This is a genomic window from Micromonospora sp. CPCC 205558 (assembly GCF_036902955.1).
GTDB lineage: Bacteria > Actinomycetota > Actinomycetes > Mycobacteriales > Micromonosporaceae > Micromonospora.
The window spans coordinates 378,777-391,747 of record NZ_JBAKHR010000006.1; the positions used below are offsets into that span (position 1 = coordinate 378,777).

The following is a 12,971-nucleotide window of genomic DNA, read 5'->3' on the forward strand; positions in this document are numbered from 1 at the left end:
TCGTTCAGCGGGATGCGCGGCCTGGCCGCCGTCCCGTCGTACGTCGTGATGCAGCCGACGACTCTCTGCAACCTCGACTGCGCGTACTGCTATCTGCCGTTTCGGGCCGTCGACCGCCGGATGCCGGTGGCGGTGGCCGAGGCGGTCGCCGCCGCGGTCAACCCCTGGGCGGCGAACGGTCGCTTCTCGGTGGTGTGGCATGGCGGCGAGCCGCTGGCGGCCGGTCGGGCGCACCTGGCCGATCTGATGGCCCCATTCGGGCCCGAGGTCGAGCACCACGTGCAGACCAACGCCACCCTCGTCGACGACGACTGGTGCGATTTCTTCGTCCGGCACGAGATGCGGGTGAGCGTGAGCGTCGACGGGCCCCGGGCGCGCAACGGCGACCGGGTCAACCGGGGCGGTCAGCCGGCGTACGACCGGATCGTGCACGGCATCGCGGCGCTGCGCCGGCGCGGTCTGCCCTTCTCCGCGCTGGCCGTGGTGTCCCGCCCGGAGCCGGGGCTGGCCACCGAGCTGTACGACTACTTCCTCGAGTTGGGCTGCGACGTGCTGGGCATCAACATCGAGGAGACCGAGGGGGTCAACACCCGCGACAACCGCCACGACCCGTCGGCGGTGTCCGCGTTCTGGGCGGAGTTGGTCGGGGCGTGGCGCCGGGAGCCCCGGATCCATCTTCGCGAGATCGAGTGGTCGTTGCGCTACGCCGCGGCGGTGCTCGACAACTCGGCGGACGGGCTGCTGCCCCGTCACCTGGACCCGATCCCGACGATCGGTCACGACGGCTCGGTGATCGTGCTCTCCCCCGAGTTGGCCGGTTTCACCGACCTCCGCTACGGCGACTTCAGCAGCGGCAACGTGCTGACGACCCCGTTGGCGCAGATCCTCGGCGACGCGGCGGCCACGCCCTGGGTGGGGGAGTTCCTGACCGGGGTGGAGGCGTGTCGGGCGTCCTGCGCGTACTTCGGCTTCTGCGGTGGCGGCCATGCCGCCAACCGCTACTTCGAGCTGGGGCGTTTCGACGGTACGGAGACCGAGCACTGCCGCAACAGCAAGATCCGCCTATTGGAGGGAGTGTTGGAGCATGCCCGAGACCACCAGTCACCGGCGGCCTGAGCGCGAAGCGGACGACGGAGTCACCGAACGGGTGCGGGACGCGGCTCCCGCGCTCGTCGAGCTGCTTCAGGAGGCCGAGGACGCACGGCGGCTGCGCGCGGAGGTGTCGGGCGGAGATGGCTCCAGCGCGGTCTGCGCCTGGAACCACTTCGAGAACATCCCGACGTTCTACAACTGGAACAATCGCCCGCGCTGAGGGGGCCGTTGTCAGGGGCCTGTCGAGCGGCCGGATTGCTCCGGTCGGGCCAGGCCCCTGATCGTCGGCGACTGCACCTGCACAGGACGTGCGTGAGCACGCGGGGGTTACCGCGTGCTCAGCTGCGTCGAGAGGTCAGCGGGTCGGACGGACCCAGGGATCCGGATCGTCGTCCGCGTGATCCTCATCATCGTCGTCGACGAACTCTTTAGAGTCGTCGTCGAAGTGGTGCTCAGACTTACCAGCACCCGCCAGTTCGCGCTGCAAGGCGGTGAGGTCGGTGTTCGGGGAGTGGTACTTCAACTCCCGCGCCACCTTAGTCTGCTTGGCCTTAGCACGGCCGCGCCCCATGGCTCGACCCCCTCGCACAGAATGCGGGGCAGCCCGAAGGCGGGCCCCGATGACGTCAGGCATCTCTCGTGGCTCTTACGGTACATGGGGATGCCACCGTTCGGCACCTCGGGTTACCGTCAGCCGGCTCTGCGCGTCGCGTCGATCCGGCCGTCACCCAGTGTACCGGGTAAGGAGCGGAACGGTTAGCACCCGTGACACCGGACAAACCGCATCAAATTTGACCTGAACTCAGCTTACCCAGCTACACCGGCACAGGGGGCCCGGAGGCGGATCTCATCGATCCGCCCCCGGAGGAACGCTCAGCGCAGGTGGATCGCGCGCAGTCGGCCGACGTCCGCCATCCGCCGCTCCGCCAGCCGGTCGGCGGCCACCGCCGGTGGCACGCCCTCCGCGTCAGCCAGGTGCAGGATCTCGCGGGTGGTGTCGTAGATCCGGGTCGCCCGCAGCTTCGCCCGCTCGAAGTTGAAGCCCTCGATCTCGTCGGCCACCTGGATGACGCCGCCCGCGTTGACCACGTAGTCCGGGGTGTAGAGGATGCCCCGGTCGGCCAGCAGCTTCTCGATGCCCGGGTGGGCGAGCTGGTTGTTCGCCGCCCCGGTCACCACCTTGGCGCGCAACGCCGGCACGGTGTCGTCGTTCAGGGCGCCGCCCAGCGCGCACGGCGCGTACACGTCGAGGTCCGCGGCGACCAGCGCGCTGGAGTCGTCGACGAGGGTGACCTGCGGGTGGTTGGCGCGCACCCACGCCAGCGCCTTCGGATTGACGTCGGTGGCGACCACCTCGGCGCCATCCTCCAGCAGGTGCCCGGTGAGGTACTTGCCGACCTTGCCGAGGCCGGCCACGCCGACCCGCCGGCCGCGCAGGCTCGGGGTGCCCCACACGTGCTCGGCCGCGGCCCGCATCCCCTGGAAGACACCCCAGGCGGTGAGGATCGACGAGTCGCCGGCCCCGCCGTGCTCCACGCTGCGCCCGGTCACGTACCGGGTCTCCCGGGCCACGACGTCCATGTCCGCCACGTACGTGCCGACGTCGCAGGCGGTGTAGTAGCGGCCGCCCAGCGACTGGACGAAGCGGCCGTACGCGCGCAGCAGCGCCTCGCTCTTGATCTGCTCCGGGTCGCCCCAGATGACGGCCTTGCCGCCGCCCAGGTCCAACCCGGCGAGCGCGTTCTTGTACGCCATCCCGCGGGACAGGTCCAGCACGTCGGCGAGGGCGTCGTCCTCGCTCGCGTACGGGTAGAAGCGGGTGCCGCCGAGCGCCGGGCCCAGCGCGGTGGAGTAGATCCCGATGATCGCCTTCAGGCCGCTCTGCTTGTCCTGGCAGAACACGACCTGTTCGTGACCGGTCGATACCGGGTCGTCGGTGCTGGCGAATACGCCCATGGTTGGCTCCTACGATGGTGTGCGCCCTTGTGGGACGCGGACCTGGTGGACCCCGGCGGGGATGCTGCCGGTGTGATCGAGCCTAGTATCGGCCGCCGTGCGGGCGCTCGACACGCCGCCGCCGTCCCACGGTGCGGCGCGCGTGCTTCGGCCGCTGACCGCGTACCGGCGTGGTTCGTGGGAGGATCGCGCGGTGCCGTCGCTCTTCGCTTCATACCTGCGCGTGTACGAACCGTTGGCCGCCTTCGACCGAGACCGGCAGAGCTACTGGCGCCGCTACGTCTCGGAGGGGCGCGCGGTCGGCCCGGTCGAGGGGCCCGGTCGGCAGCGGACGGCGGTGATCGAGGCGCTGGGCGCGGGCTGGACCCGGCTGCCCGACCTGCCGGAGGAGGCGTACGTCCTGGAGACGGACGACGGCCTGCTGGTCTGCCCCTGGAACCTGCGCATCCGGGTCGCTGAGGCTGCGCTCAGCGCCCGGGACGGGGTGCCCTCGGTGCTCGCCGACGCCTTCGTGCCGCCGGTGCTCGCCGGGCAGGCCAGGGCGGTGGTGGACGACTGGCGCAGTGGCGCCCGGGTGCTGGAGCACGGGGTGCCCCGGGTGCACGAGCAGATCGCCACCTGGGGCGTACCGCTGCGGTGGTTCGTGCTCTTCGACCCGGCGGAGCGGGACCTGGTCACTCAGCCGGGCCGGCGGGCGCTGCGCTACCGCACCGAGATCTCCAAGACCCGACGCCGCTCGTCGCGGGCGCTGTCGGTGCTGCGCAAATCGGTGGGCGAGGCGCCGATCACCGAGGCGGTGGAGGAGGCGGCCCGCTGGTTGGAGGAGTTCCACCCGCGGTCCGTGGTCGAGCTGGACTACGGCGGTCTGGTGGATCTGCTCTCCGACGAGACCCTCACTGCGGACGACTCGCCCGAGTTGGTTGCCAGCGGCCTCGCGGGGCTGTCGCGTGGCGAAGCCGAGGAGGCGTCCGCCGCGTACGACAAGTTGGTGGCACGGTGGCGCGCGGTGCAGTTGCTGGAGCGGTGCAACTAGGGCATATCACCCGAGGAGCGCTCCCAAGGTGAGTTGTGCTCGTAGTTGACGCATCACGAACCGTGATCATGAGTCCGAATAAGGTACTTTCTGCCGTGTAAAAGTCGTAAAAATCGGGCATGGTTCATCCGTCCGTCTAGGGACCTTCATCCGTTCGGCCCATGTCGGACATCGGGGACTAGCCGGACCATGGGAGACGCGTCGGCCGGCGGGACCCCGGCCGATGTCTATACATGTGGAGGAGTGACCGATGGCATCGCGAACGCACGAACCAGAGCCGCTACTCACGCCGGCCGAGGTGGCGTCGATGTTCCGGGTCGACCCGAAGACGGTGACCCGGTGGGCCAAGGCTGGCAAGCTCAGTGCCATCCGCACGCTGGGTGGCCACCGTCGGTACCGCGAGTCGGAGGTCAGGGCGCTGCTGCAGGGCCAGATCCCGCAGCAGCGGCAGGGCGACTGAGCCGGCAACAGCTTTTCGTCAGGGGCGGTGGATCTCGATCCGCCGCCCCTTTCCATGCCCCGTCGAGCACGACGTGGCCGTGGGTCAGCGCCGCGACTCGGCCAACGTCACCCGGATGCCGACCGTGCCGCCCTCGCCACGACGCAACCGGCTGCCCAGCAGGCTCAGCCGACCGAGCAGGCGGTACTTGTGCTTGAGCAGGTCGCGGACCCGACCGGTGTCAGAGCCCCCGTAGATCGTCGCGTGAGCTGACACCTCCGCCCCGTGTGGCCGACCCCGCACGTCGCAGGGCGCCACGGTCACGTCGCCGTTGTGGCGGATCCGCTTCACCTTGCCCGAGTCCGCCCGCGTCCAGACCGCCAACGCCTCACCGTCGCGTACCGCCCAGACCGGGGTCGGCACCGCCCGACCGTCCTTGCGGAAGGTCGTGAGCAGGATGTACTTCTCGGCCGACAGCCGGTCCAACATGGTCACGCCGCAAGGATACGACCGGCGCGGGCCACTGAGTGGCCGGATAGCGTGAACGTCGTGACGGTTGAGCCTCTAATCGGTGACGTGGTCGGTGAACTGCTGCGGGACACGCTCGCCGTGGCCACCGGGGTGGGCCCCCGGCCCCTGGTCGGTGGGCGACTGCCGCGACCGGTCATCGAGATCATTGAACGCGACGACGGTCTGATCAACGGCGCCCCGGCCGCGCACTACCTGGACGGGCCGGGGCAGTGGCAGCCGTACGACCACCGCGCTGTGGAGCGGGCGCACGGCGAGACACTGGACATCGGCACCGGAGCCGGCCGCATCGCGCTGGAACTCCAGGAGCGTGGCGTACCGGTCACCGGGCTGGACACGTCCGCCGGCGCGCTTGAGGTGAGCCGGCGTCGCGGTGTCCGGCGGCTGGTGCACGGCACCGTCGACACGCACCTCGCCGACGGTGCCCGGTACGACACGTTCCTGCTGCTCGGCAACAACCTCGGGCTGTTCGAGGGGCGGGAGCGTGCTCCCACGTTCCTGGCCGCGCTCGCCGCGCTGGCCCGACCCGGGGCGCAGATCATCGCGCAGGGCACCGACCCGTACGGCACCCGCGACCCGCTGCACACCGGCTACCACGAGCGCAACCGTCGGCGCGGCCGGCTCGGTGGCCAGCTGCGGCTGCGGCTGCGCTACCGCGAGTTGAGCACCGAATGGTTCGACTACCTGGTCTGTTCGGCTGACGAGTTCGCCGCCCTGGTGCGCGGCACCGGTTGGCGGCTGACCGATGTGGACGACCGTGACGCGCCCTACTACCTGGCCACCCTGCGCCTCGTCGACTGAGCGAACGGCCCCCGCGCTCCGCCGGGCGGAGGCAGGGGCCGTCGTACGTCTCAGACCTGGACGGTCGGGGGGAGCTGCTCGGGCGGGAGACCACCGTCGCCGTCGACCACCTCGTCCGGGGTGCCGTCCTCGTCGATGTCGACCATGGTGATGTCCACCTTGCCGTCGCCGTCGGTGTCGAACTGGAACAGGTCGGCCTTGCCGTCGCCGTCGGTGTCCACCACCCACACGTCGGTCTGACCGTCGTTGTTGGTGTCGGCGCGCAGCAGCTCGACCCGCTCGTCGCCCCGGGTCTCCACGATCTCCCCGTCGGTGACGCTCTCCGGTGCCTGGCTCATGTCGATCGGTCCTTCCCTTGGTTGACGGGCCGTCAGTACCCGATCCGGCGCTCCCCCACGCATGGGCCGGGTCGTGGCGCTGTCTAGGGTCGCACCATGAGCGAGCGGAGCGGGCGGGACACCCGGGCCGGCGTGGCGGGGACCCCGCCCGTCGGCGGACGGGACAGGGAGGCGTGATGAGCGATCGTTTCGTGGTCGTCGGTGCCGGCACGATGGGGCTCGGCATCGCGTACGTGGCGGCCGGCGCCGGACACGCCGTCGAGTTGGTCGAGGTGGACCCCGAGCGGGGTGCCGCCGCGCTGAACCGGCTCGCCGAGCTGTGGGAGCGGGCGGTGCAGCGCGGGAAGCTGAGCGCCGACGAGGCCGCCGCGCACCGGCAGCAGGTCACGCTGCGCCCGACGCTCGCCGAGGTGGCGCCCGCCCCCCAGGTGATAGTGGAGGCGGTGCCGGAGCGGCTCGACCTGAAGCGGGCGGTGCTCCGGGACGCCGCCGCGCTGCGCCCCGTGCTGCTGGGCAGCAACACCTCCAGCATTGCCATCGGTGAGCTGGCCGCCGGGCTGGACGCGCCCGAGCGCTTCCTCGGCCTGCACTTCTTCAACCCGGTGTGGGCGATGGCCCTGCTGGAGATCGTGGTCGGCCCGGCCACCGCCGAGGAGACCACCGCCGCGGCCGTCGCGCTCGCCGGCCGGTTGGGCAAGGACCCCGTCGTCGTACGCGACCTGCCCGGCTTCGCCACCTCCCGGCTCGGGGTCACCCTCGGGCTGGAGGCGATCCGGATGGTTGCCGACGAGGTGGCCAGCCCGGCGGACATCGACAAGGCCATGGTGCTCGGCTATCGGCATCCGATCGGGCCGCTGGAGCTCACCGACCTGGTCGGCCTCGACGTGCGGCTGGACATCGCCCGCACCCTCCAGGCCGCGTACGGGGACCGCTTCGCGCCGCCGCCGCTGCTTGTGGAGATGGTGGCCGAGGGGCGGCTGGGTAAGAAGTCCGGGCAGGGCTTCTACCGCTGGAGCGGCGGGGTCAAGCAGTGAACGCGAGGAGTGAGCTTGCGAGCCCCGCAGTCGCGAACGGAAGGTCGGCACAGTGAGCGGGTTGCGGATCGAGGAACGGCCGGACCGGCTGGTGGTCACCCTGGACCGGCCGGAGAAGCGCAACGCCATCGACGCCGACCTGATCGCCGAGCTGCACCAGGTCTGCGCCGAGCTGGAAGCCCGCCCGCGCCTGCTGTTGCTCACCGGCGGCACGGCGGGCATCTTCGCCGGTGGCGCAGACATCGGCCAGCTCCGCGAACGGGGCCGCACGGACGCCCTCGCCGCGATCAACTCGGCCGCCTTCGCCCGCATCCGGGCGCTGCCGATGCCGACCGTGGCTGCCGTCGACGGCCCGGCGTTGGGCGGTGGCGCGGAGCTGGCGTACGCCTGCGATCTGCGGGTGTGCACGGCGCGGGCGGTCTTCGGCCAGCCGGAGGTGCGGTTGGGCATCCTGGCCGGCGCCGGCGCGACCCACCGGCTGCCCGCGTTGATCGGCGAGGGTCGAGCCAAGGAGCTGCTCTTCACCGGCCGGCGGGTGGACGCCACCGAGGCACTGCGGATCGGCCTGGTGAACCGGGTGGTGGACGAGCCCGACGAGCTGCTGACGGTGGCGCACGCGCTGCTGGACGAGATCGCGCTGGGTTCACCGTTGGCGGTGCGGCTGACCAAGCTGGCGGTGGACGCGCCGGCCACCGCGCACCCGCATGTCGACCTGGTCAGCCAGGCGGTGCTCTTCGAGGACGACGAGAAGCACCGCCGGATGACCGAGTTCCTGCAGCGCCGTCGGCCGCGCTGACCCCCCCCGTACCAGAAACGGCCGCACCCGCGGGGAGCCGGCGCGGCCCGCGTGGGGCCCGGGTCCTGCTACTGCCCGCTCTGGACCCCCGCGTCGCCCAACCCGCGGCTCACCTGGGCGGACTCACCGAAACCGATGATCAGTACGGCGTCCGCACCGAACTCCTTGATTTCCTTCGCGCCACCGCTGAAGTCGACCGGCGCCGCCTTCGCGTCGGCCGGCGGCTCGTACGTCAGCAGCTTGAGCCGGTCGTCGGCGATGCCCGCCTTCGCCAGCTCGTCGCGGACGGTGGCCTGCAGGCCCTCGCCGTAGGAGTCCTTGCGGGCGACGATGACGATCTTCTGGGAACCGTCGCGGAGGATCACGTCGGCCAGCGCCCGGCCCTGGAGGCTGTCCGGCGGGGCGGTGCGGAAGTAGAGGCCCTTGTCCTCCACGTCGGTCAGGCCGCTGTCGGTGTTGGACGGGGAGAAGAGGATCTTCCCGGCCTGCACCACGTCCGGCAGCACCTCGCGGGAGATACCCGAACCACCCGCGCCGATGATCACGCTGACGCCGTCCGTCACGTGCTTGGCCACCGTGGCCTTGGCCACCGCCGGGCTGGTGCCGTCGTCGCCGTCCTTCCACGTCACCGGCTTGCCCAGGGCGCCACCCGCGGCGTTGATCTCCTTGATCGCCAGCGCGGCGCCAGCGGCCATCGGGGGATAGGCGATCGCGAGGTCACCGGTCTTCGGCAGCAGGCCGCCCAGGACCAGCGGCTCCTGGTCGGGGTCCCCACCGGCGCGCTGCTTCTTCGGCTTCGGCGGCGTCTTGGTGCTCGCCGCCGACTCGATGCCCGCGCCGACGAACTCGGTCTTGCCGTCGTTGATCTGCTGCCCGTCGAAGGTCAGCGTGGCGTAGCTCGCGGTGGCCGGCTCACCCTTGTCGGTGAAGCCCGCCCGGGTCAGCGAGACGCTGCGGTACTCGATGTCCTGCCCGTTGCGGGCCAGCGCGAGACAGCTGGCGGGGTCCTCGCAGCGCTGCCCGTCGTTGGTCACACCGACGATCTGCTTGGCGATGTCCGCCGGGTTGGTGCTGCCGGCCAACTGGGCGGCGAGCACGGCGATCACCACCGCGTCGTACGTCTCGGCGGAGTACAGGTAGTCCGTCAGCGCCGGATCGACGGCCCGTAGCCGGCTCTTGAAGTCGTCCGGCAGCGGGGTGAGCGGCGTGGTGCCCTTCATCCCGTCGACGAGGCTCGCCCGTTCCTTCAACTCGGCAGGATAGGAGTTGAGCATGTTGCCGTCCGTGCCGTAGAGGCGCACCTGTTGGGCGCTCGCCTCCTCGGGCTTGTCATCCCCGCAGGCGCTCGTGGCGAGCAGGATCGTCGCGCAGGCAGCCAGTGTGGCTACCCGCGAGCGGCGTGTTACGAACATGGGTCGTCCTTCCTCCGGCGAAGGTCCGCTGCGCACATTAGCGTGCCGAGGCCGGTGGCGGGACCGTGGAGGCGGCGTAATGCGCAGGTCGCTCGCATCGAACACGGACAGTGATGGTCGCTGGAGGGCTTGACCACCCGTCCTACTGTGCGCTGAGTGACCGACCTACCACAGCAGACGTTCGATGACGCGGCGGCCGTGCTCCGCTCGGCGCTGACCGGCGATGGGGACGCGGTGGTGGGAGCGTTCGACGCGGTCGTCGACCGGGCCGGCCTGAGTGGCGCGTACGGGGTCGCCTGGTGCCTGGCCGCGACCATGCTCGGTGACGCGCCGGCGGCCAGCGGGGCGGCGCTCGACTTCCCGGGGATCGACCAGGCCGGTTACGACACACGTTGGGTGGCCCGCTTCGTCAGCGCGTACGCGAATCAGGACGAACCGACCGGCGAGGCCCTGTTCGGCGCGGCGGCGGCGGATGGACTGCTCCCCGACTGCCTGCTCACGCTCGCCGGTTCGACGATCGCCACCCTGCGCAGCCGCGCCGGATGAGCAGCCGCGTCGGGTGATGCGGCGGCGGTGTCGGGTCGCGGCGTCCGTCGGGGGGCGGACGCCGCGACCGCGCGGGTCAGTCAGAACGCGTGGTACGCGATCAGCGGTTCGTACTCGTACCGCAGGTTCTCGAAGCGAACCCGGAAGTTGACGCCGTCCTTGACATTGGTCGCCACCGTGATCCAGCCCGAGTTGGCCGGCAGGTAGGTCCAGTAGTTGCAGGCGCTCGTCTTGTCGACGAAGATCACGCACGCTTCGGTGGCGTACACGCTCGCGTTGCGCACGTTGATGTCGCGACAGCGCGTCGTGGTGCGGTACTGGCCGGCTGAGCCGCCGTAGCGGCCGGTCTCGAAGTACGACCGGACCGCCCCGCCGTAACAGGTGGCGAGTGGGGCGAACGCGTTCGGCCCGGAGCTGACCGGTGTGGTCGTTGTTGTCGGCTCCGCCTGGGCGGGCGTACCGACGGCGAGCAGTGCGGTGGCCGTGGCGACGGCGAGCAGTCGAGCGGTCGGGGATGGCATCCGTTCCTCCGGAAAGAGTTAACTGACCGTCCGTGGAGGACTGATCATCTGACCGTGACGATGATACGTATCGATCGATTTGGGCGCGGCCCCGATGATGTCCGGCCCGTGTGGTAGCTCTGTAGGCATGTCCGAGGCCATGCTCAGCAAGGTGCGCAAGCTGCTGGCCCAGGCTGAGGATCCAGCCTGCACGCCCGCCGAGTCGGCCGCGTTCACCGCCAAGGCGACCGAGCTGATCGCCCGCTACGGCGTGGATCGGGCGTTGCTCGCAGCCCGGGACCCGACCACCGACCCGGTCGGCGATCGGGTCCTGGATATCGTCGCCCCGTACGCCCGCGACAAGGTCGGCCTGCTCGCCGCGGTGGCCGAGCCCCTGCGCTGCCGCTGCGTACGCCGCCGGCAGGGCAACGGGTTCGCCGTGCACCTCTTCGGCTTCGCCAGCGACCTGGAACGGGTCGACCTGCTCTTCACCTCACTGCTCGTGCAGGCGGCGCACGGCCTGGCCGCCACCGAAGTGCCCGCTGACGACCACCCGGCGGCCTTCCGCCGCTCCTGGCTGGCCGGTTTCGCTGAGGTGGTGGGCGGCCGACTCTGGGCCGCCGAGACGGCGGCGGCCAGCGAGTCGGGCACGCCGTCGATGGCGCTGGTGCTGGCCGACCGGTCCGACCGGGTCCAGCGACGGCTCACCGAGGAGTACCCGCAGCTGCGCACCGCACCGCCACGCCGGTTGGGCGGCACCGGCTTCGGCTCGGGGGCCGAAGCCGGCCAACGCGCGAACCTTGGTGGTCGGGACCTCGGCGGCGTCGCCGTCGGCCGGCAACTCGGCGGGTGAACCGCCGGGTCGTCAGGCCGCCGTGGTGGGGCGGTGGCGCGACACCGCGGCGACGTAGCGGGTGAGCAACTCGTGCCAGCCGGCGGTGAGCGCCTTGCGGTAACCCTCGGCGGCCTCGCCGTGCCGGTCGAAGTGCCGATGCTCCAGCTCGACCCGGGTGCGCTCCGGCCCCTCGGCGTGGAACAGCACCTCGACCTCGCTCGCGCGGGCCGGGTCCGGCACCGGCGCCCGGTCGGGGCCGATCTGCCAGACGAAGACCAGCCGGCGAGGCGGATCCCAGGTGAGCACGCGGCCCCAGTCGGCGCGGAAACCGTACGGGCCCAACTCGTAGAGCATGCCACCGGCGCGCGGCTCCATGCCCAGCTCGGCCAACGCGTCCGGGCCGGACCACGTGTATTCGGTGACCCACCAGTCGGTCAGCTCGGCGGTGAAGACCGCGAACGCGTGCTCGGCGGAGCCCGGGACGAGAAGCCCGCACCGGACAGAGAACTGGTCGACGTCCTGCCGGATGTCGGCCGGATCAGTCAATTCCTGTCCCATAGGCCCGGACCATACCGGCTGATGCCCGGGTGTGCAGCTTCGCGAGGTGCCCGGTTCCAGACAGACGGTCGCCGGGTCGTCACGGACGGGATGCCCCACCGGAAAGCGGGTAACCGGCGGTCGACCGGGACTCTGTGCAGGCGGGCGGGAGAGCATGAGCGACAACGCGCAGCAACCAGAGCCGAACCGGAACGTCGACAACCCGGAGCCGGACGTCCTGCTCGACGTTCCGAAGGTCTCGGTCGACTCCATCCGGCTGGCGGTCGACGGCCTGGAGGCCGACCTGTCGCTGCGCGCCCGGGTGGCCAACCTGGTCCAGGTCGACGCCGGCGTCCGGGTGCACCTCAGCGGCGGCGAGTTGAACGTCAACGGGGTGAACGCCGAGGCGCAGCTGCGGGTCCGGCTGGAGCAGCTGACCAGGATCCTGGGACGAGCACTCGACACGCTCGACAACAATCCACACATCATCGAGGCGCTAGCCCGCACGGCCATTGACGACGTGAACCACAGCACCCAGAGGTTGGCCCCGGGGGTAGCGGGGGCGCCGGCTGCTGAGGTGCGGGCGTCAGCGCGGCGCTCGAACGGGGTAGCTGAGTCTGGTCAGCAGGTGGGCACGGTGGGTGCCGTCGCCGACCGTGACCGACCGGGTCCGGGGCAGCCAGGGGTTGATCGGTCGGGTCTCGATCGGCCGGGTCGTGCTCGCCCAGATCCGGGTCGAGAACCGGGTCCGGGTCGAGGACCGGGTCGGTTCGGACCAGGTCCGGTCAGCTCGGAACCGAGAGCCGGGGGGCCAGGGCCTCTGGCCGGTGGTCCGGGGCCAGCCGGGCAGGCCCGACCGGAGGGGCGGCATCCCGAGTCCCGTGGGCCGGAGGGTTCGACCGGGCAATCCGGCGGCCGGCCAGACCAGTCGGCTGCGCCGGGTCCGAGCCCGTCCGGAGAGGGCGACGGCGGTCTGTCAGCGGCGGCGCAGGCTGCCGCCCAGAACGCAGCCCAGTTCGCCGAGCAGGCCGGGGAGACGCTCCGACAGGCCGGACGCAGCGTGTGGGAGGCGATCCAGGGCGGTGTTGCGCAGCATCGCCCGCAGGACCGCCACGACCGCTGAT

Annotated in this window: 17 protein-coding genes; 10 read left to right on the forward strand and 7 right to left on the reverse strand. The window is 71.2% G+C overall.

Annotated features, from left to right (window positions below; genetic code table 11):
* The first annotated feature begins 12 nt into the window (after positions 1–12).
* Complete coding sequence (gene amcB, locus V6U86_RS09135) at positions 13–1,116, forward strand: cyclophane-forming radical SAM peptide maturase AmcB (RefSeq protein WP_334500845.1); 1,104 nt, start codon at positions 13–15, stop codon at positions 1,114–1,116.
* Positions 1,085–1,312, forward strand: coding sequence for a multiple cyclophane-containing RiPP AmcA (gene amcA, locus V6U86_RS09140; protein WP_334500707.1), 228 nt, complete (start codon positions 1,085–1,087; stop codon positions 1,310–1,312). The genes amcB and amcA overlap by 32 nt, the downstream gene beginning before the upstream one ends.
* Before the next feature lie 135 nt (positions 1,313–1,447).
* Here amcA and V6U86_RS09145 read toward each other — a convergent pair whose 3' ends face one another.
* Together V6U86_RS09145 and V6U86_RS09150 are read right to left on the reverse strand one after the other, a co-directional pair.
* A complete protein-coding gene (locus tag V6U86_RS09145; RefSeq protein ID WP_030332207.1) occupies positions 1,448–1,663 on the reverse strand; it encodes a DUF3073 domain-containing protein in 216 nt (71 codons plus the stop codon).
* Between the two features lie 302 nt (positions 1,664–1,965).
* Entirely contained in the window at positions 1,966–3,048 is a 1,083-nt protein-coding gene (locus V6U86_RS09150) for a Leu/Phe/Val dehydrogenase (protein ID WP_334500711.1), read from the reverse strand.
* Between the two features lie 193 nt (positions 3,049–3,241).
* Here V6U86_RS09150 and V6U86_RS09155 point away from each other — a divergent pair, with 193 nt between their 5' ends.
* The gene (locus V6U86_RS09155; RefSeq protein ID WP_334500848.1) at positions 3,242–4,081 is read left to right on the forward strand and encodes a hypothetical protein; all 840 of its coding nucleotides are present in this window, start codon (positions 3,242–3,244) and stop codon (positions 4,079–4,081) included.
* Positions 4,082–4,331: 250 nt separating this feature from the next.
* Entirely contained in the window at positions 4,332–4,541 is a 210-nt protein-coding gene (locus V6U86_RS09160) for a BldC family transcriptional regulator (protein WP_007073996.1), read from the forward strand.
* Positions 4,542–4,625: 84 nt separating this feature from the next.
* On the opposite strand, the gene V6U86_RS09165 is transcribed toward V6U86_RS09160, so the two are convergent.
* On the reverse strand, positions 4,626–5,015 hold the full coding sequence (locus V6U86_RS09165; RefSeq protein WP_334500713.1) for a PPOX class F420-dependent oxidoreductase: 390 nt from the start codon (positions 5,013–5,015) through the stop codon (positions 4,626–4,628).
* 54 nt (positions 5,016–5,069) lie between these two features.
* Here V6U86_RS09165 and V6U86_RS09170 point away from each other — a divergent pair, with 54 nt between their 5' ends.
* On the forward strand, positions 5,070–5,849 hold the full coding sequence (locus V6U86_RS09170) for a class I SAM-dependent methyltransferase (protein WP_334500716.1): 780 nt from the start codon (positions 5,070–5,072) through the stop codon (positions 5,847–5,849).
* Between the two features lie 50 nt (positions 5,850–5,899).
* On the opposite strand, the gene V6U86_RS09175 is transcribed toward V6U86_RS09170, so the two are convergent.
* Complete coding sequence (locus V6U86_RS09175; RefSeq protein WP_124777665.1) at positions 5,900–6,187, reverse strand: hypothetical protein; 288 nt, start codon at positions 6,185–6,187, stop codon at positions 5,900–5,902.
* A 176-nt stretch (positions 6,188–6,363) separates the two neighbouring features.
* Here V6U86_RS09175 and V6U86_RS09180 point away from each other — a divergent pair, with 176 nt between their 5' ends.
* Both V6U86_RS09180 and V6U86_RS09185 read left to right on the forward strand, forming a co-directional pair.
* Entirely contained in the window at positions 6,364–7,221 is an 858-nt protein-coding gene (locus V6U86_RS09180) for a 3-hydroxyacyl-CoA dehydrogenase family protein (protein ID WP_334500719.1), read from the forward strand.
* Between the two features lie 52 nt (positions 7,222–7,273).
* The gene (locus tag V6U86_RS09185; RefSeq protein ID WP_334500721.1) at positions 7,274–8,017 is read left to right on the forward strand and encodes an enoyl-CoA hydratase/isomerase family protein; all 744 of its coding nucleotides are present in this window, start codon (positions 7,274–7,276) and stop codon (positions 8,015–8,017) included.
* 68 nt (positions 8,018–8,085) lie between these two features.
* Here V6U86_RS09185 and V6U86_RS09190 read toward each other — a convergent pair whose 3' ends face one another.
* Positions 8,086–9,429, reverse strand: coding sequence for an ABC transporter substrate-binding protein (locus V6U86_RS09190; protein ID WP_334500724.1), 1,344 nt, complete (start codon positions 9,427–9,429; stop codon positions 8,086–8,088).
* Positions 9,430–9,585: 156 nt separating this feature from the next.
* On the opposite strand from V6U86_RS09190, the gene V6U86_RS09195 reads away from it, so the two are divergent.
* Positions 9,586–9,975: a hypothetical protein gene (locus V6U86_RS09195; protein WP_030332223.1), complete on the forward strand. Its 390-nt coding sequence runs from the start codon at positions 9,586–9,588 to the stop codon at positions 9,973–9,975.
* Positions 9,976–10,055: 80 nt separating this feature from the next.
* Here V6U86_RS09195 and V6U86_RS09200 read toward each other — a convergent pair whose 3' ends face one another.
* On the reverse strand, positions 10,056–10,496 hold the full coding sequence (locus V6U86_RS09200; RefSeq protein WP_334500729.1) for a hypothetical protein: 441 nt from the start codon (positions 10,494–10,496) through the stop codon (positions 10,056–10,058).
* A gap of 127 nt (positions 10,497–10,623) precedes the next feature.
* Here V6U86_RS09200 and V6U86_RS09205 point away from each other — a divergent pair, with 127 nt between their 5' ends.
* On the forward strand, positions 10,624–11,328 hold the full coding sequence (locus V6U86_RS09205; RefSeq protein WP_334500732.1) for a DUF2786 domain-containing protein: 705 nt from the start codon (positions 10,624–10,626) through the stop codon (positions 11,326–11,328).
* Positions 11,329–11,340: 12 nt separating this feature from the next.
* Here the strand turns inward: V6U86_RS09205 and V6U86_RS09210 are convergent, their stop codons facing one another.
* On the reverse strand, positions 11,341–11,868 hold the full coding sequence (locus V6U86_RS09210) for an SRPBCC family protein (protein ID WP_334500734.1): 528 nt from the start codon (positions 11,866–11,868) through the stop codon (positions 11,341–11,343).
* Between the two features lie 154 nt (positions 11,869–12,022).
* On the opposite strand from V6U86_RS09210, the gene V6U86_RS09215 reads away from it, so the two are divergent.
* A complete protein-coding gene (locus V6U86_RS09215) occupies positions 12,023–12,970 on the forward strand; it encodes a hypothetical protein (RefSeq protein WP_334500736.1) in 948 nt (315 codons plus the stop codon).
* Position 12,971: the final 1 nt, after the last annotated feature.

Coding starts and splice junctions, on each gene's coding strand:
- amcB (WP_334500845.1), top strand. CDS start 13: ATGCGCGGCCTGGCCGCCGTCCCGTCGTACGTCGTGATGCAGCCGACG.
- amcA (WP_334500707.1), top strand. CDS start 1,085: ATGCCCGAGACCACCAGTCACCGGCGGCCTGAGCGCGAAGCGGACGAC.
- V6U86_RS09145 (WP_030332207.1), bottom strand. CDS start 1,663: ATGGGGCGCGGCCGTGCTAAGGCCAAGCAGACTAAGGTGGCGCGGGAG.
- V6U86_RS09150 (WP_334500711.1), bottom strand. CDS start 3,048: ATGGGCGTATTCGCCAGCACCGACGACCCGGTATCGACCGGTCACGAA.
- V6U86_RS09160 (WP_007073996.1), top strand. CDS start 4,332: ATGGCATCGCGAACGCACGAACCAGAGCCGCTACTCACGCCGGCCGAG.
- V6U86_RS09175 (WP_124777665.1), bottom strand. CDS start 6,187: ATGAGCCAGGCACCGGAGAGCGTCACCGACGGGGAGATCGTGGAGACC.
- V6U86_RS09180 (WP_334500719.1), top strand. CDS start 6,364: ATGAGCGATCGTTTCGTGGTCGTCGGTGCCGGCACGATGGGGCTCGGC.
- V6U86_RS09190 (WP_334500724.1), bottom strand. CDS start 9,429: ATGTTCGTAACACGCCGCTCGCGGGTAGCCACACTGGCTGCCTGCGCG.
- V6U86_RS09200 (WP_334500729.1), bottom strand. CDS start 10,496: ATGCCATCCCCGACCGCTCGACTGCTCGCCGTCGCCACGGCCACCGCA.
- V6U86_RS09205 (WP_334500732.1), top strand. CDS start 10,624: ATGTCCGAGGCCATGCTCAGCAAGGTGCGCAAGCTGCTGGCCCAGGCT.
- V6U86_RS09210 (WP_334500734.1), bottom strand. CDS start 11,868: ATGGGACAGGAATTGACTGATCCGGCCGACATCCGGCAGGACGTCGAC.
- V6U86_RS09215 (WP_334500736.1), top strand. CDS start 12,023: ATGAGCGACAACGCGCAGCAACCAGAGCCGAACCGGAACGTCGACAAC.